The organism is Novipirellula rosea (genome assembly GCF_039541335.1).
Taxonomy (GTDB): domain Bacteria; phylum Planctomycetota; class Planctomycetia; order Pirellulales; family Pirellulaceae; genus Novipirellula; species Novipirellula rosea.
This window is the reverse complement of record NZ_BAABGA010000120.1, coordinates 89,385-107,473: the sequence shown is the minus strand read 5'-3', so window position 1 is coordinate 107,473 and position 18,089 is coordinate 89,385. Positions and strand designations below refer to the sequence as shown.

The following is an 18,089-nucleotide window of genomic DNA, read 5'->3' as shown; positions in this document are numbered from 1 at the left end:
TTCGTATCGCACAGAAGACAAACCAAAGTGCCGATAAAACGAAAGCCTTGACGACCTTCGCTGCGACTAACCCTAATTCTCATCCCTGACAAATTATCGGCTTGAGCGAATCGGAATGCTCAAGCAGATATGACCTCAGCCGATAACGCTGAGGGTGAGCGGGCGAGCGAACTGCGTCTTCTGCAGCTTGCTCGCGTGCTCGTTCTATCCGTTGCAACTCTTAATTTGGAAATTGATATGCCCCGCGGAAAAACTTATTCGGACGCTTCCAAGGCCATCGGCGATACCCCGATGATCCAAATCAATCGACTGGTCCCCGCGGATGGCGCGACAGTGTTCGCGAAATGCGAATTCTTTCAGCCGCTCAATAGCGTGAAAGACCGTATCGGCGTGGCGATGATCGAAGCGGGAGAACGCGACGGCAAGATCAACAAAGATACGCACATCATCGAACCGACCAGCGGAAACACGGGGATCGCGCTAGCGTTCGTTTGCGCCGCCAAAGGCTACAAGTTAACTCTGACCATGCCCGAATCGATGTCGGTCGAACGCCGTGCACTGCTTCGCGCGATGGGCGCCACATTGGTCCTGACTCCTGCAGCCGAAGGAATGAAGGGAGCGATCAACAAGGCGGGCGAATTGGTCAGCGAAAACAGCAACGCCTACATGCCTCAGCAATTCGAAAATCCTGCGAACCCCGCGATTCACGAAGCGACCACTGGCCCCGAAATCTGGGCCGACAGCGGCCAGAACATTGATGTCTTGGTTGCGGGTGTCGGCACCGGCGGAACGATCACCGGGGCAGCTCGTTACCTGAAAAAACAAAACCCGAACTTCAAAGCGATCGCCGTCGAGCCGATCCACTCGGCCGTCATCAGCGGTGGCGACCCTGGGAAACACCGCATCCAAGGGATCGGCGCCGGTTTTATCCCCAAAAATCTCGACACTTCAATTGTTGACGAAGTGGTCAAAGTCGATGACGAAGATGCGTTTGAATGGGGCCGCCGACTAGCCAAAGAAGAAGGCATCGTGGCGGGGATCAGCAGCGGAGCGAACATGTGGGCTGCGGCTCAAGTCGCCGCACGTCCTGAAATGAAGGGCAAGCGGATCGTCACGATCATGTGCAGCCTGGGCGAACGCTACCTCAGCACGCCCCTGTTTGGCGACCTGGGAATGTAGCTCCCACGATTCGCGGCCATCCTGCGAATCAGGCCCCCTGCGAATCGGGCCCCTGCAAATCAAGCACCTTGCAGTTTTCGCCAAAACCAATCGCTCGCCGCTGCTGCGTTCTTACGGCAGCGCGGCGCGAGCCCGATGCGACCGACTTGGATAGGAACCAGGCGGTGCTTCGAATCCTGGCAGTGCTTCGCCAAGATGATCGCCGCAAAAATACCATCGGCGCATAAAAAAAGGCCCAGGTCTTTGCCCCCCGGTGCGACGAATCATGCTGGATCGTCGCTGAGCTAAAGACCTAGGCCCAAATGCGGTGCTAGAATACCCATCGGCGTGTTGCCCCACACAATGGTGTGCCGATTCGTCCTCCAACACGATTTCTTATCGGAATTGTTTTAGCGACCAGTTGACTCGGATTGCGAAAAAATTTTTTCGTTTTTTTAGAGGGCGACGCAGTAAGCCATCAGCGATTGCCATTCTTTCCACTGCACGTCTTGGCATTGGCCGTACAACTGCGTCGATCCTCGGGTCGCCTCGGCACAGGCGTCGACGAATTCTTCGGGACTGCGAAAGTGGTCTCCACAAATCTCGGCGAGTTGCGTGATCACGGGATGCTTGCCGACACGGCGGAACCAGTACTTTGCGTTACTGAAATCGCCTTCACGACGATGCATGATTCCGTGCCAAAAACTGCCCTCTTTTTCGTCAATATCCTGGCTAATTCGATGGCTGCGGTCCAAATCGCCCGCCAAAAGCCACAATCCGCTGGTGCACAATTGGGCTCCTAGCGGCGAAGACGCGTTGATCGACTTGGCGATATCGTTGCTGCGAAGCAGCGACTGGAGCGTGGCGACACCCTCCCCCCCGCTACGGGACCCATCGCCCAGGTCGGGCATCGGTGCATTTTGAATCGCCTCGATCAGTTCGCTCGAGAATCCAGAGAAAGCCTTCGTGCAAAAGGAGTCCAAGTTTGGCAAAACGTCGCCTCGGTGTACTACAAATGGAATCGGATTTTGGGGTGAACAATGACCAGCAAGGCTACCGGGACGCCGTCTGGATTGCTAGACTGCGACACGGCGATGACGGCAACTTATTACAATGGCCTTCATCGTAATTCCCTCTTCGCTTCGCTCCTGCCCCCTGCAGAGACCTGATGACTAACGGCGACAATCCGACTTCTGACCTTCCCGTTTCTGACGCATCCGCTGCATCGTCCCCCGCAGGGGCCGATGCAAAGTCGGCGACCCCCGAGGCAGCCGCCTCGGCGAGCCCCAACGAACCGACTGCGAACTCGGCGGACACAACCGACGCAAACGCTCAGGCCAGTGCTTCAGAAACCAGTGCTTCAGAAACCAGTGCTCCAGAGACCAGTACGGCAAAAACGCCCGGCACTCCCGCTTCGCCCTCGGCCGCTCCGTTGGCCGGAGCCGTTCGCGGCGCGGGCCCCTTAGCGTCTCGCGGCCTCGGGGTTGCCAAGCCCGCGTCCCCTTCGGTTTCGCCAGAAAAACTCGCTGCCGCGACCGCGGACGCTGCCAAGAAACCGAAAAAGAAGTCCAAGAACCGCACCCCACGCTTGCCTGGTGATGATGCATCCAAGCCAGCATCGTCCGCTCCCGTCTCCGCCAAGAAGGTCGCGGTTCCGAACCGACGCGAATCGTTGTCGGCGGACCTGCAAGCCGAACTTGATGCGGAACTCGGTCTGGCCGATGTCGAATCGATGTTGGGTGGCAATGCCGGGATGCCCGACCGCCGCGAACCGCTTGCCGAGGGCGCCCGCGTCCATGGCCGCGTGCTAAAAATCAATGATGACACAGTCTTCGTTTCACTCGGGGGCCCCGATGAAGGTGTCGTGCCGTTTGAACAATTCACCGGCGAAGAACCCAAGCCCAATGACAATATCGAAGTCATGGTGCGAGGTTTCAATCGCGAAGATGGCCTGTACGTGCTGACGCTGCCCGGATCGGCGGTCGAAGTCAACGATTGGGAAGACATCGAAGAAGGAACCGTTGTCGAAGCGGTCGTAACCGGTCACAACACCGGTGGACTCGAGTGCAAAGTCGGTAACATGCGTGGCTTTATGCCGATCAGCCAAGTGACCGAATACCGTGTCGAAGACCTGTCGGAATTCGTCGACCAAAAACTCGTTTGTATCGTCACCGAATCGAACGAACGTCGCGGCAACCTAGTGCTCAGCCGACGCGCCGTCCTGGAACGCGAACGAGAAGAAAAACGCAAAGAGCAGCTTGAGAAAATCGAAGTCGGCGACACCTTGGAAGGGGTTGTTCGCAACGTCAAAGATTTTGGTGCATTCGTCGATCTCGGTGGCCTCGAAGGCCTGATCCACGTCAGCAAATTAAGCTGGGAACGAATCAAGCATCCAAGCGAAGTCATTCAAGAAGGGCAGATGGTGAAGGTCACCATCGACAAGATCGACAAGGAAACCGGCAAGATCGGTTTGTCCTATCGCGACTTGCTGGAAAACCCGTGGGACACCGCCGAGGCCACCTTTGCGGTCGGTACGATCCACAAGGGAACCGTGACACGAACCGCGCCGTTTGGCTGCTTCGTCCGCCTGACCGCGGGCGTCGAAGGCTTGGTCCACATCAGCGAACTGGCCCACCACCGCGTTTCGAAGGTCGACGCTTTCGTCAGCGAAGGCCAAGAAGTCGAGGTCAAGATCCTGAGCTTTGACCGCGATTCACAGAAAGTCGCCCTCTCGATCAAGGCGGCTCAAGCCGTAGCAGCCGACGCCGACGCTAAACCCGAAGTCGAAGAAGACGAGCCTCAACGTGAAGTCGCGGTCAAACCGACTCACCAGGGCCCGCTTCGCGGTGGTAACAATACCGATTCGGGCGGCGAGCGATTCGGGTTGCGTTGGTAAAGACGGGTTTCAATCCCCATCCGTTTCTGATGGAACGTCCGAGCGATGCTCGAGCGGTGATTATTAATAGCGGTGCGGCGTAAGCCGCCTGGTTAATAGCGAACGCTTTACCCGCCGCAACCGGACGGCTCGCGCCGCGAGCGCTACCCAAAGTAGATGGCATTGGGCTTGCGCCGCGAGCGCTAACGGAGTTGATGGCTCTCGGCGTTATCGACAAATCGGCGTCCGACGCGAACCGCTGCTGCGTCTTCCTACTTCACGACACCTTCGATCACGCCGCAGTGCACCAGCGTCGGGACCTTGGCCTTGCTCGCCAGCCCGGCTTCGGTCATCCACGACCGATACTCCGCTTCGCTGTACGCACGCCCTTCGGTCAGCGAGAACAATGCCGCAGAATACAGTGCGATCGGTAGCGGACCGTCCAGCGAATCATTCAAGAAGACATCGTGAATGAACAACCGGCCGCCTGGTTTCAGCGCTTCGACGCAGCGACGTATCAACTGTTTACACTCGGGCACATCCCAGTCGTGCAAGATGTTGGACAGCAAAACCGCATCCACGTTTTGCGGCAGCGGGTCGGCAAACATATTGCCTGGATGCAACTCCACTCGATCGGTCACTCCGTAGGTTTCGGCAAACTCTTGGGCGACCTTCAACACGTCCGGCCGATCGAAGACGACCGCGGCTAACTGAGGATTTTTCTGCAGCAACGCATAGCTGTAGATCCCCGTACCGCCACCAAGATCCAAGAGGGTTTCGGCATCGCCGATCGGCAAAACTTCGGCTAGCGCCGGAGCCACATTCTTGGCTCGCCCCGCAAGTGCTAAGGTAAAATGTCGCGCCGACGCCTCGGCATCCATCGCCGACTTTGCACCATCGCGATAGATGAACGCGGTTCCGGAATCCCCTTCGGCCCCGAGTGGTTTATTGCTTTTCAACAAGTCGACCATCGACATCACGCCGGGCGATTGAGCCGCAAGCGACAAATAGTCGCCACAATCCAATCGCGATCCCGGAACAAGATGCTCGGACGCCAAGGCTGTTAAACAAAGCTTGCCGTCACGCTGCTGCAGCAAATCCATCGCACGCAGCGCAGTGACCAACACGTTCGCCGGACGCGGCTGAAGCCCTAGCTGATCCCCAAGTTCCTCGAGCGTCATTGGGCGTTCTGACAAACAACCAAACAGATCAAAATGAGCCACCGCGGCGGTCAACAGCTCGGAACCATAACTGCCGCGAAAGAGCTCAAAGATGGGCGTGGGATCAACCACAGGCGGCTGGATCGCAGATTCATACATGAGTGGCGTCACTGGAGAGAAGGGGAATGAAGGCGATTACGAGGACGCCGGCACTCCAAAGTAGCCATCGAGCATTGGCTTGGCTAAATAACGGCGTCCCCAAATCATCAGAAACAGTTTTAGCGAAAACCATCCCACGATAAAGAGCATGCTAATTACCACACCAATGGTCGAGAACCATGCCATCGTTTCGCCTCCCATGCCTCCGCCTTGCTGGCCTGCGATCTTCTGCATGTATTCCTGCGTCACCGGAAACAGTTCAAACTGAGTGAGCGAGTAGACAACGACTCGCACCGCTTCGAAGAAGATCGCGACTAGCAGCGTACGGCGAATCCACGATCGACTCCACAATTTGCGTTGAATCAAACCAATGCCGCCTGCAAACAGTGCCGCGCCAATCGCGATTCCCAAAAAGCTTAATGCGATATTGACGAAGTAGTACCTGCCAAGGACTGCCATCATTTCACGCTGCATCTCGCCTTGGATCTCGCCGGCGGCTCCCGTCGGAGTAAACATCGACGCAAACCGCTGCGCGAACAACGTATTCGCCAAGCTGCCCAGCGAACTTAACCCACCCAAAATTCCCGCAACGATGCAGACCACGGCAACAACCGTGATCCCCGTCGGCCGAACGACCGCGACGTCATCGGCCAATTGTGCCTGAACATACGGATTGGCTTCCGTGGGATGCCCCGCAGCTTCCGAAGAGGATTCAGTCATGATGGTCGATTCCGAAAGCGAGGACGAACGATGCAATGAACGCGAGTGAAGGAACGCGAGTGAAGGAATAAGGCAAGTTTTACGGCAGAGACAAAAACGCTTGCTGAATCTCACGTGCCGAGTGTCCTTTCTCGGCAAATCGAAACGCGTCAGTCACCGGTCCGTTGAGTAGGACGATCAAGCCATAGATCGATAATGCAATTTGAGTCGGTGCACAGTAGCACGTCAAACACATCAACATGCCCACGCACAGCATGACAATCGCGAACGTGCGGCTTTGGAACTTGATAACCCGCACGCCAGCCCAGATGGTAAATACGGCGATGGCCAATACACAAACCGCTGCGACGCCAAGCCCGATCAGCATCCCCAGTTCCATTTCTTGAGGCATTGGCGGCGGATTGGCTCCCTGCTTTGCCGCGTCTTCGCGAATGCTGCGAAAAATCATCGGCATCGCAAACGCGTACCCGCCAAACACCAGCCCCATCAACGTGATAAACACACCTTGCACGATCATCAACACACCGAGGATCGGGATCTGGCCTACCATTCCACGCGAATGCACCTCCGATAACCGAACTGCGCCCGCGCCGCCGATCGACGCTGCGGACGACGAAGGAGTGTAGGGGTTCGATTCGCCTGAGGGGCGTGCGAACGGATTGGGATCATCGCTCATGTCGGTCTCGCAAGGAAATATTTTCGCTCAAAATCTGCATGAAAGAATTTACACGCTCGCAGACACTAAAAGATATCAGGTTCTGCGCCGGGCGTGCGACCGACCAAGAAGTCAAAGTCACAGCCTTTATCGGCCTGCATCACATGGTTGGCGTACAGATGCAGGTAGCCGCGATTCGCCAACGGCTTCGCTTCAGGCTGCTGCTGCGAACGACGCGCAATCTCGTCGTCAGAAACATGCCAATGAATTCGGCGGCCTGGAATATCAATTTCAATTTCGTCGCCGGTTTGCACCAGTGCCAAAGGACCGCCCGCAGCACTCTCGGGTGCAATATGCAGAACACATGTCCCATAGCTGGTCCCGCTCATTCTCGCATCGCTGATCCGCACCATATCACGCACCCCTTCCTGCAACAACTTTTTCGGAATCGGTAACATGCCCCATTCGGGAAAACCAGGTGCCCCCAGCGGCCCGGCGCTACGCAGAATCAGCACGCTGTCGGCGGTGACGTTCAGTTCGGGATCATGAATCCGGCTTTTCATTTCGGCATAATTATCAAACACCACCGCAGGCCCACGATGGCACTGCAAGCGTGGCTCCGCCGCGAGCGCCTTGATCACACAACCGCTCGGCGCCAAATTGCCTCGCAACACCGAGGTACCTCCAGCTGGGGAAAGTGGGCTTTCGCGTGACCGGATCACATCTCGCTCGACTACTTCCGCATCCGCGATCTGCTCACCCAGACTCGATCCGCTGATCGTTTGACACGTTGTGTCGACCAAATCACCAAGCTCTTTTAATAGGGCTCGCAATCCGCCTGCATGATAAAAGTCTTCCATCAAGTACTTGCCTGCGGGCCGCAGATTCCCCAGCACCGGGGTGATTCGCGAGAGTTCGTCGAATTGCTCCAGCGTCAGCTCGATCCCCAAACGGCCTGCGATGGCAATCAGGTGCACAATGGCGTTTGTACTGCCTCCGATCGCCAGCGAGGTGACAACGCCGTTTCGGATAGATTGTTCGGTCAGAAAGCTCGAGGGCGTTCGCTTGTCCCAAGCCATCTCGACCGCTTGTCGTCCCGTGGCAACCGCCAACCGCGAATGCTCGGCTACCACCGCAGGCACATTCGCAGCACCGCCGAGGGTGAATCCGAGTGCTTCGGCGATACACGCCATCGTGCTTGCCGTGCCCATGGTCATGCAGGTTCCCGCCGAGGGCGCGATACAGTTTTCGATGCAATTCCAATCGCGGTCACACAAGTTGCCCGCCAGTCGCTCGTCCCAGTATTTCCACACATCACTGCCGCTGCCCAGCGTGACATCTTTCCAGCGTGCTTTTAGCATTGGACCAGCAGGCAGAAAGACCGAGGGGACGTCGGCGCTGATCGCCCCCATCAACATTGCGGGAACCGTCTTGTCACACCCGCCCATCAAAACGGCAGCATCGATGGGGTGACACCTCAGAACCTCTTCCACCTCCATCGCCAACAGATTGCGATAGAGCATCGTGGTCGGCTTCATCATCATTTCGCCAAGCGACATCACCGGCACTTCGACCGGAAAACCACCACTCTGCAAAATCCCCCGACGCACCTCGTCCGCGCGGTTGCGAAAATGCGAATGACATGTGTTCAAATCGCTCCACGTGTTCAGGATCGCAACGACCGGCCGGCCTTGATAATCAATGTCATCAAATCCCATCCCTTTCAACCGCGAACGGTGGCCGAATGACCGCATGTCGTCCGGGCCGAACCAGCGGTACGAGCGAAGCGTTTCGGGATCGCGATTTTTATCAGGATCGACGGAAAAATTCGTAGCGGTCATGGGGAGATCGATAGTTTGGGAAGGAAGGAAAAAGAGCGGAATTTGAGGGGGGGACGCCGAGCGTTACAGTCACTCGCGGCTGAATAGAACGAAGGGCGGGGAAAAAATCGAGATTACGGTGTCCCAGGCCCCTAATTTACCAGTTCGAGTGACCATCGCGGAATCGCCGTCTGTCCCCGCAGAATCGCTGTGGGCTTGGACGACGCCAAAATGCTATCACGCGAACCCTATTTCGGTTAGCCGATCTCCGCTGTTTTTGCGTTTCCCAGACTCGCGGGCATGCTGATTGCATAGCTCGCTTTTGCCGTCAATTGTCGGATTAACCGCATCATTGTTAGCCGGCGGTGTCCTTTTCGCCTGGAACCAATTCATGGCTTACCGCCAACGAAGGGGTACCTGAATTATTGGGGCTACCGTTCAATAGGAACGAATCTTTGTCAGAGCAGCAGTGGCGGACGCCTCCCTGTACGGCAAGCCGACAATTAATTCCCCGCTTTTCCAACACGATTGGCGTTACCCAAGCTTCCAAATCGTTGATACCCTCGGCGTTGACAGCGTCGATACGGAAAGTCGCCCTTGGTCACCTCATCTCTCCATCCACTTCGCTATGCTTAAACCAACTGCCCAAGCGATTCTGGCTCGCATTGCAACCGCCGTTTTCGCGGGCGAAATCGACCGCCCCTTCCCAACTCCAGCGAGAAAACAGGGACGAAAACGTCGTCGCAGCGCTGCACGGCAGATCCGCTACCAAACGCTCGAAGACCGCCGGCTATTGGTTGCCGAGGGTGATCCGTTTGAGATTGTTCGCAACGTGGACACCACGGGGCTGCTTGGCAACGTCTCCGCTCAAATCCGCTGGGGTGATGGCACGCAATCCGCCGCCGCGGTCAATTCGCAACCAGCGACGGGTGGCTTGAAAATCCGCTTTGACTATTCACTCGATTCCTCGGGATTTTTCTCGGGGGCGAATCAGTACCGACGAGAACTGCTGCAGCTTGCCGCCGACTCGATTGTTCGTCGTTTTTCGGATGAACTCGACGCGATCAATCCGAACGCAGGAGCAAAGATGGAGTGGATTGCCAATTTCACGAACCCATCGACTGGCAATTCCACAATCAACAGCAATGGGACCGCCCGCGACGCGGTTGCCAAAAATTTGAAAGTCAACGCCAACGAGCTCGTCATTTTTCCCGGCGCCCGCGACTTGAGTGGGTTTGAACGAGGCCGCGGCGGTCCCGGTGGATTCGCGTTCCCCGGTGTCGGATCGATCACGCCTCAAGAGCTCGCAAACATCAACGCGTTTCGAGACACCGTCCAGTTCCGTGGCGAGACCGGTGCCAAAGCATCGCCGCCAACCGATTTTGGGCCGTGGGGAGGTTCGATCGCGTTTGATAACAACGGAACCAATTGGTACTTCAACAAAGACATTGACGGCATTCAGCCCGGGCAAACCGATTTCATTACCGTCGCGATGCACGAATTGACCCACGTGCTGGGGTTTGGCAACGCAGGGATCAATAAATCGTGGAGCACCTATACCAATGGAAACTCCTTTACAGGTGCGAAGGCAAACGCGGCTTATGTTGGGACCAGTAATCCGCCGCTGAATCAAAGCTTTCACTGGGCTGATTCAATCTTGAATACAGATAACCAAGCGACGCTGATGCGAAGCTCGCTCAATAACAACGAGCGACAACCGATCACCTCGCTCGATGTTGCGGCTTTGGACGACATCGGTTGGACGCTGGTGGGGTCGACCGTCACGGTCACGGCCAATCACGTCTATGGCGACAATGGCAGTTTTCCTGTGGAAATCGTTTTGACCGGCAGCAGTCTAGGTGAGCTGGTGATCCCGGTTACGACCGCTTCGGTCACGAACGTCAAACCGACACTCTCCGTCGCTGCGAACCAAAACGTGGTCGTCAACTCGCCCCTTTCGATCATCAACATTGGATCGATTTCCGATCCGTCCAGCAGCGAGACATTCACCTACACGGTCAATTGGGGCGACGGGAGCGACGTCGATTCGGGCGTTGCGACGATCAACCAGACGGGCAACGCCACCCGCCCGACACTGGCTTCCTTTGACGGCACGCACACCTATTCAACCGCAGGTAACTTCACCGTCCGTGTCCGTGTGGATGACGGCGATGGGGGAATCGATGAGAAAACATTTAGCGTTGCGGTGTCGTCCCCTCCGAAATTATCGCTGACGCTCGACAAGTCTTCGATTGTGGAAAACAGCGGAAACGCGGCGGCCGAGTTGACGATCACCCGTTCGGGACCCGCGTCGACCAGCCCGCAGACGATCCGGCTAAATTCAACGGACCCCAGTGAGGCCAGCGTACCCGCGACCGTGGTCATTCCCGCCAATGCAACCTCGGTCAAAGTTCCCGTCGCGGCGGTGGACGACGCCTTGCTTGACGGAGACCAGTCGCTGGAATTGTCCGCCTCGGGTTCTGGCGTCGATCCAGCCGTGATCGATTTGCTGGTCAAGGATCACGAAACACTCAGCGCCGTCTTCACCGCGGACACGGTCCGCGAGGACGCAGCCAATGCGGTACAGTTGCGGATCACCCGCAGCAATAGCGACGTATCGCAACCGCTGCCGATTCAAATTTCGGGTGGCAATGCGAGTGAACTCGGTTTCGCTGGTGACTTGGTCATTCCCGCGAATCAGACCAGCTTGCTGATCGATGTGGCGCCGGTGAACGACGACGATCCTGAGCGAACCGAGCAGTTCAGCTACACGATCTCGGCGAGCGGCTACGTTTCGGATTCTGCGAGCATTGATTTGGTTGACGACGAAGCTCCCTTATTCCAGAACGCAGCGAATCCATTTGATGTCGACTCCAGCGGTCTGGTGACCGCCGCCGACGCACTCGTTGTGATCAACGCGTTGCAGTTTCGTGGCGGCAATGGCGAACTTGATCCTGAAATCGAGCAGCCCAGCGGGGACCTTTATTACGACGTCAATGGTGACTATCGGATCTCGCCTCTGGATGCATTGGTGGTCATTAACGAATTGAATCGCAAGGGCACCGGGCAAAGCGAGCCACAAGGGGAGCAGCCCCCCGTCAATGTTACCCCTATTCAAGTGGATGCTTTGATCCGCGATAATGACGACGAGAGAAACCTGGCCATCGGCGAAGAAGGTTTGTTGTTCTAGTTTTCGCGAATGCGGAACAGGGGCGGCGAGCGGTAACAGCCGTCATGCCTCCGCCACTTCCCTACCCATCTGTTCCCCATCATGATCTCGCTGATTATCTCTGTTTTTTCCCTGGTACTCATTCTGACCAGCATGGGGCTGCTGTGGTTCTGGTTTGTCCGCAGAGAAGACGATCCACACGAGAAATAGGGCCACACGAGAAATAGGGCCACACGAAAAGTAAGGCCACACGAGAGGCAGCAGCCCACAGGAAACAGCGGCCTATCAGGAACAGCCGCCCGATCGCGCAGGCCCCTTTAGGCGGTAAAACGCTCTGCTTGATACGGTTTAGCTTGCAGACTCGGAGGATCGCCCGAGACCAACTCGGCGATCATGCGACCGGTCGCAGGAGCCATGCTCAGCCCCAGCATATTGTGCCCACACGCCAAGTAGACGTTCGAGAAGGAAGGACAGCGTCCGATGATCGGAGTGCTGTCGTACGTCATCGGCCGCCATCCATACCAGGTTTCCGAGAACGATTCAGGCAGCTTGCACTTCAAGTAATCAGCCGCAGCCCGCGTCAGCAATCCGAGTCGTTTCTTGGATATCTTCGAGTCGTAGCCGATGAACTCCATCATCGACCCCAAGCGTAGCTCGGAACCCCAGGGGGTCACAGCAACCTTACGCTCGGGCAAAATCATCGGCGTGCTGGGACAGTTCTCAGGCCGGGGCATCGTGATCGAATAGCCTTTGCCGGGTTGTATCGGAGCACGGAAGCGAAGCATCTTTTCGAGCAGCGGTGTCCAGGCGCCGGTGGCAATCACAAATTGATCTGCCGCGACTTGCTGATTCGACAGCGAAAGACTCTGCGCGTTGCCAGCCGATTCGACAATCGCTTCGAGCGTTTGATTCTCGACAAACGTCACTCCGCGGCTCTGCAGCGAATCACGCCATGACGCGACCAAGCGGGCAGGCCGCAAATGGGCGTCATGCTCAAAATACCAAGCCCCCGCGACATCCTCTTGCAGCCCAGGTTCAAATTCCAGCAACTCACTTGCCGACATCCGCCGAGCAGGTTCGTTGAAATCGCGACGGAGCATCTCATCGACCGCCGCATACGATTCAAAAGCATGCTGATTTTTGTAAACGAACAACAACCCTTGCTTGGTCCATTCGCAATCCAGTTGGTAATCGCGAATCAAGTCATCGTAAAGCTGCATCGATGCCGTCAACAACGGATGAATCGCGTGCCCCGATTCAATCCAATCCGTTTCGTTACAGCGACGTGAAAAATTCCACAACCATTTCCAAAGATGCACGTTCAATCCCGGTCGAATTCGCAGCGGCGGATTCGATTTCAACATCGCCTTGAGCGTCGAGAAAATCGCACCAGGCTCGGCGAGCGGCAATGCATGACTGGGGCTGACGTAGCCGCAATTGCCGTGCGAACACCCACCGCCGACGCGTCCGCGATCAATCACCGTCACGCGATAACCGCGGAGGTTCAAGTAGTGGGCACAGGCGATACCGACCACTCCGCCCCCCACGACTGCCACATGCTGGGTTTCGCCACCGGACGATGCAATGGGCTGAGCAGGCATGGGGCGAGCCGGCGTATGCGGGGCCGGCGTATGCGGGGCCGGCGTATGCGGGGCGGGCGTGTTCTGGAATGGCATCGGTTGAGCTGGCCTGTGTTAGGCAGAGGATCGATTCGGCGGGTCTACAAGCACGCTCAGACCGGGATCCCGTACCGAAACGCATCGTCCGGGTCGAGCAACAATTGGCTCTCGGCGGTCACCGAAGCTTCCCCCGTGACACTCGGCACGATGATCCCCGTGCTGGCTGACACTGACTCGTCCACGGTTTGCTTGGGATCGAGCCCGATGTTGCCGAGCTGCTTGATTTCTTGATCACTTGCCACGCGATAGTTGGCTTCAAAATAGGTGCCAATGATGCTTTCTTGGTGCCACCGTTTCCCGGGGGCAAGCTCGCCATCGGCAGCCAAACAAGCCACCTTGGCGCTGGTGCCGGTGCCACAGGGTGATCGATCCCATTGGCCGCCGGGACAAAGCACGAAGTTGCGACCATCGCTGGTCCCTGAATCACAATACAACTCGATATGATCAATCACTTTGCCACCATGTCCGGTGATGGCTTGGTCTTCCAAGGCCTTGCGAATCGCTTTGGTGAACACCAACAATTCGTCGAGATGCTGTGGACGAATCTGAGCCGACTCGCTGCGAACCAAAAAGAACCAATTGCCTCCCCACGCGATATCGCCTACGACTTGGCCGAATCCGGGAACCTCGACCGCAACCGCCTTGCGATAGCGATAGCTCGGAACATTTTCGATTGTGACGCGGTGCATGTCTTCATCCAACTCGAAACCGATCACGCCCACCGACGTTTCGAGTTGATGGAAGCCTGGGCCGATGCGGCCTAAATAGGCAAGCGTCGCCGCCACGCCAATCGCGCCGTGGCCACACATCCCCAAATAACCAGTGTTGTTAAAGAAGATGACTGCGCCCGCGAACTCGGGATTGGTGGGCTTGCACAACAAAGCCCCCACTAACACGTCACTGCCTCGCGGTTCGTTGATCACCGCAGTGCGATAGTGATCAAATTCTTTGGCAAAACGTTGCTGACGCTGCATCAGCGTCCCTTTGCCAAGATCGGGGCCTCCCGAAACAATCGTCCGTGTGGGTTCGCCGCAGGTGTGAGAATCAACCGTCGAGATACGCTCGATTTTCGGAGCAGAGACTTTCATGAGAGTGATATTGTATGGCAAACAATAAGAGGTTTCAGACCATCCTCGCGGCCCATGAAGGATCATGCGTGCCCGAGAGTGAAGCAAAGCAAAATGCAATAGCTAAGCAACTATGTTTGCAACAAAATGATCGGCCCACAAGTCTCCAGGGCGTGAAATCATTATCGCCGCCACCGACCCGCGATCGTCCGCGGTGCCGTCGACAATAAAAGCCAGCCGCTTCAGCACCAACGTCGCTGGCATTTTCATAGAGAAATCGCCTAACTGCGTTAGGCAAACGTCGCCGAACTGTTGACGGGCACAACCATCGCGCCGGGTTGTGCGCTGTTGGTGCGGTAATAATCGGGAGCCCAGCGGCTCAGTTCCACGTACATGGCGATCACCGCAACGAGCATAAACAGCATCGCAAGGATCAAAATGACGGTGTAAACACTCGGAGGTTGTTTACGTGGTTTCTCAGTCGAGGGTAGTGTCGACACGATCGCCCTCCTGGATAGTGCCTTGGCTGAAGTCGGGTAGGATTTCCGCGACCGCTCGTTCGGGTTCAATTTTCAACACACGGACCTTGCCAAGATAGCGGCCCTGTCGACTGACTTCGAGATGATGACCTGATCGCAGCCCATCATCGTATCCAATCGAAACTTCGATCAATTTCTTGGGACGGTTAATCACCAACACGGTGCCATTGCGATCCGGCGGCGATCCATCAAGAGGTTCGTTGATATCGATCCCTTTGGAATCGACGACCTCTTTATAGCGGGTCACCTGGGCCATCAATTGATCGTTACGCTCACTTTGGATCTGGACAATCCCGCGTAACTTGTTCATTTGGTCGGTTAATTTCAGCGTTTGCGTAAACAGAGTGTCGCGGTCTTCTTGTTCTTTGCGGATCTGTTGTCGCAAGCGATTCGCTTCCGCCGTCAACTCTTCGAGCTGTAAGGCGCGGCTGCGATCGGTTTGAGCAAAGACGGTGTTCTGAGCTTCTTTTTGTTGATAGCTCTCTTCCCGCTTTTGCAACTGGTCTTTCAATTGGTCCAACTGAGTCGTCAACGCGCCCAACGCGGTTCGACGCGCGGCTTGTTCACGAGCCAAGGCGGCTTCGACGCGTTGCTGCGTATCCCGAAGCTGCTCGTTGGTTGATTCATAATCTTGAATTTGTTCTTTCAGTCCACCTGGGCCTGTCACGACGTCCCGCCAATTGCGGTGCGATGCGTTAACCGCCAAAGCCAAAACCATAAAGGTCAAGCTGAGGATGAGGATGATGACTGAGAACGACTTCCCGAGTAGGGTCATTGCGAAAATTCCGTATACGTTCCGACCGACAAGAGATCCCCGACAAAAAAGAGATCCAGCGACACGATAGGCGGGTGAATTGCCCAAAAGTCAATTCATCAACGCTGGCACGCTCTGGTGTACGAGAAGCGACAGGCTCGCTTGACTCGACCAGTGAAGTATAGTTAGCCCATAAATAGAGTGTCAACGAAAACGTTGTTAAAACAGGCAAACCAGACGTGGTTTAACAGCAGGGGCGGTTTATGCCGTTTTTTACGATGCGACCTCATCCCCCCGCAGGCCTAATAATCAAGTCCTTCGAGCGATTTGATCGCCTGCAGGAACTGATCCATGCTTGCCGTTCGCTTCTCGACGTTCGGCTGCAATGCTCCCATGATCGCCCGCGACAGTCGCGGCTCTACCTCAGGGCACCGCTCCAACAGATCCTTTGGTGGGGAGGTATCGTGATGCAGTGCTGCCTTTCCGTTCACCACATCCCCCTGCCATGGATGCTCGAAACAGCACAGGCAGTAACAAGTGATTCCGAACGAAAAAATGTCGACGCGAAAATCGGTGGATCGACGCCGCACAATTTCTGGCGACATATAAAGCGGCGTCCCCGTGCGGTTTCCCGGCGCCATGAAGTGACGCGTCGCGGGCACCGTCAAGCCAAAATCGATGAGCTTTAAACCGCTGAAATCGGGGAAACAAATGAAATTGCGGGGGCAGATATCACGATGAATGAAGCCGCGTGAATGCACGTAACGAATCGCTTCGGCCATCTGGCGAATCAACCCCATCCGCTTTCCTTTGAGGTTTGCTTCTTGGCGGTTGACGATCACATGCTGCAAACTGGGCCCTTCGACGTATTCCATCACCAAAATGGGTTGGCCCTTGCTGGTCAGCCCCGCTTCGTAGGTCTCGACCACGTTGGGATGCCTCATCCCCAATGCAATCTCTCCCTCGCTCGGCTTTTTCAGCCCTTTGAAGCGTGCTTCGAATTGCTCCATTTTCTCAATGTCAAGCAATTTGACGCCGACGGTGCGTTTGTGCTCGCGATCGTTGGCGACGAAGAAATTACTCATCGTCCCCGTGGCACTCGTTCGCATCCGGTCAAAACGCAGCTCGACGTTAATTCGCGCGTTGGCTTTGACATTGGCCTTTGCTACGCCACTGGAACCGGAATTGAATTTAGCCTTGAGCGAATCAAATAGCCCCATAGGTCACGCGAGCATTTGGAAACAGGAGAAAAGAAAAAGCGCTGTCGGTTTCGAAGATGCCGTCTTTGGGTCGACCGGCCGCTTCCTTTGAAAACCTACTTTCCACAATAGTCGATTGCGCGAGCAATCTCCGTTTTTAGCGATTTTCGTGGCACAATTCGGTCAATGTAGCCGTGCTCTAACAGAAATTCGCTCGTCTGGAAACCTTCGGGTAACTCGATTCCGATGGTCGCTTTAATTGTTCGCGGCCCGGCAAATCCAATCAACGCTTTCGGCTCCGCAAAAACCAAATCTCCTAACGAGGCAAAACTGGCGGCAACCCCGCCCATAGTGGGGTTCGTGAGGACACTGACAAACAACCCGCCCGCTTCGTCATAACGCGCTAACGCTGCGGACACTTTGGCCATTTGCATCAGCGAAAGGATCCCTTCGTGCATCCGAGCCCCCCCACCACTAGCACTGATGATGATCAGCGGCAGATCATGCTCGGTCGCAAATTCGATCAACCGGGTCAATCGCTCACCGACCACCGACCCCATACTGCCCATAATGAACGCGCTGTCGGTGACCGCAAACGCGACTCGGCGAGCACGCACCATGCCGGTGCCGGTCAGTACGGCATCGCTAAGCCCGGTCCGTTTTTGTTCGGAAACCAGCCGATCGGCATACTTGCGTCGATCCGAAAACTCCAGCGGGTCCGATGGCCGCAGATGCTCATTCATCGGTTCGAACGTTCCTTCGTCCAAGACCTGAGCGATCCGTTCCGTTGCCGAAACGTAAAAATGGTACTCGCACTTGGGGCAGACGTTTAGCCGCTGGGCGACCTCTTTCTTATAGACCGAGGCACCACAACCGGGGCATTTCACCCACAATCCTTCGGGGACCCCCCGTTTTTTTGGCGGTGCCGCCTTGTCCACACTCTCTTGGCCGGTTGAAGCATCCGCAGCCAAAATCCCTTCGGATTGCGACGGGGCAGAAGTCACCGAAGAGTTGGGTTCATCGGTCTTGGAAGGGGTCGAATCAACGCTTGCCATGCTATTTCGGACCATACTGTCTTGGGGATCAACAATTTCAAAGTCGGAATCGAACGTTCACCTTAGCCGATTTTTTCAAT

General features: G+C 56.1%; 14 protein-coding genes. 3 read left to right on the top strand and 11 right to left on the bottom strand.

Annotated elements, in window-relative coordinates:
- The first annotated feature begins 237 nt into the window (after positions 1–237).
- The gene (gene cysK, locus ABD971_RS32735) at positions 238–1,179 is read left to right on the top strand and encodes a cysteine synthase A (RefSeq protein ID WP_339942832.1); all 942 of its coding nucleotides are present in this window, start codon (positions 238–240) and stop codon (positions 1,177–1,179) included.
- Between the two features lie 434 nt (positions 1,180–1,613).
- On the opposite strand, the gene ABD971_RS32730 is transcribed toward cysK, so the two are convergent.
- On the bottom strand, positions 1,614–2,150 hold the full coding sequence (locus ABD971_RS32730; RefSeq protein WP_345327892.1) for a hypothetical protein: 537 nt from the start codon (positions 2,148–2,150) through the stop codon (positions 1,614–1,616).
- Positions 2,151–2,326: 176 nt separating this feature from the next.
- Here ABD971_RS32730 and ABD971_RS32725 point away from each other — a divergent pair, with 176 nt between their 5' ends.
- Entirely contained in the window at positions 2,327–4,054 is a 1,728-nt protein-coding gene (locus ABD971_RS32725) for a 30S ribosomal protein S1 (RefSeq protein WP_345327891.1), read from the top strand.
- A gap of 251 nt (positions 4,055–4,305) precedes the next feature.
- Here the strand turns inward: ABD971_RS32725 and ABD971_RS32720 are convergent, their stop codons facing one another.
- From ABD971_RS32720 to araD, 4 genes are all read right to left on the bottom strand, one after another.
- Positions 4,306–5,352 (bottom strand): methyltransferase, encoded by a 1,047-nt coding sequence (locus ABD971_RS32720; RefSeq protein WP_345327890.1) that lies wholly within the window; start codon positions 5,350–5,352, stop codon positions 4,306–4,308.
- 36 nt (positions 5,353–5,388) lie between these two features.
- Positions 5,389–6,072, bottom strand: a complete 684-nt coding sequence (locus tag ABD971_RS32715; protein WP_345327889.1) for a hypothetical protein — start codon at positions 6,070–6,072, stop codon at positions 5,389–5,391.
- 79 nt (positions 6,073–6,151) lie between these two features.
- Positions 6,152–6,748: a hypothetical protein gene (locus ABD971_RS32710; RefSeq protein WP_345327888.1), complete on the bottom strand. Its 597-nt coding sequence runs from the start codon at positions 6,746–6,748 to the stop codon at positions 6,152–6,154.
- Positions 6,749–6,813: 65 nt separating this feature from the next.
- Positions 6,814–8,568, bottom strand: a complete 1,755-nt coding sequence (gene araD / locus ABD971_RS32705; RefSeq protein ID WP_345327887.1) for an L-arabinonate dehydratase — start codon at positions 8,566–8,568, stop codon at positions 6,814–6,816.
- A 607-nt stretch (positions 8,569–9,175) separates the two neighbouring features.
- Here araD and ABD971_RS32700 point away from each other — a divergent pair.
- Positions 9,176–11,737, top strand: coding sequence for a dockerin type I domain-containing protein (locus tag ABD971_RS32700; protein WP_345327886.1), 2,562 nt, complete (start codon positions 9,176–9,178; stop codon positions 11,735–11,737).
- 296 nt (positions 11,738–12,033) lie between these two features.
- Here ABD971_RS32700 and ABD971_RS32695 read toward each other — a convergent pair whose 3' ends face one another.
- From ABD971_RS32695 to accD, 6 genes are all read right to left on the bottom strand, one after another.
- Positions 12,034–13,392, bottom strand: coding sequence for an NAD(P)/FAD-dependent oxidoreductase (locus ABD971_RS32695; RefSeq protein WP_345327885.1), 1,359 nt, complete (start codon positions 13,390–13,392; stop codon positions 12,034–12,036).
- A 56-nt stretch (positions 13,393–13,448) separates the two neighbouring features.
- Positions 13,449–14,483: a proline racemase family protein gene (locus ABD971_RS32690; RefSeq protein WP_339942850.1), complete on the bottom strand. Its 1,035-nt coding sequence runs from the start codon at positions 14,481–14,483 to the stop codon at positions 13,449–13,451.
- A 269-nt stretch (positions 14,484–14,752) separates the two neighbouring features.
- Positions 14,753–14,962, bottom strand: coding sequence for a hypothetical protein (locus tag ABD971_RS32685; RefSeq protein ID WP_339942851.1), 210 nt, complete (start codon positions 14,960–14,962; stop codon positions 14,753–14,755).
- Positions 14,940–15,776 (bottom strand): hypothetical protein, encoded by an 837-nt coding sequence (locus ABD971_RS32680; RefSeq protein ID WP_339942852.1) that lies wholly within the window; start codon positions 15,774–15,776, stop codon positions 14,940–14,942. The genes ABD971_RS32685 and ABD971_RS32680 overlap by 23 nt, the downstream gene beginning before the upstream one ends.
- A gap of 281 nt (positions 15,777–16,057) precedes the next feature.
- Positions 16,058–16,975, bottom strand: a complete 918-nt coding sequence (locus tag ABD971_RS32675; RefSeq protein ID WP_339942854.1) for a serine/threonine protein kinase — start codon at positions 16,973–16,975, stop codon at positions 16,058–16,060.
- Positions 16,976–17,070: 95 nt separating this feature from the next.
- A complete protein-coding gene (gene accD, locus ABD971_RS32670; protein ID WP_339942856.1) occupies positions 17,071–18,009 on the bottom strand; it encodes an acetyl-CoA carboxylase, carboxyltransferase subunit beta in 939 nt (312 codons plus the stop codon).
- Positions 18,010–18,089: the final 80 nt, after the last annotated feature.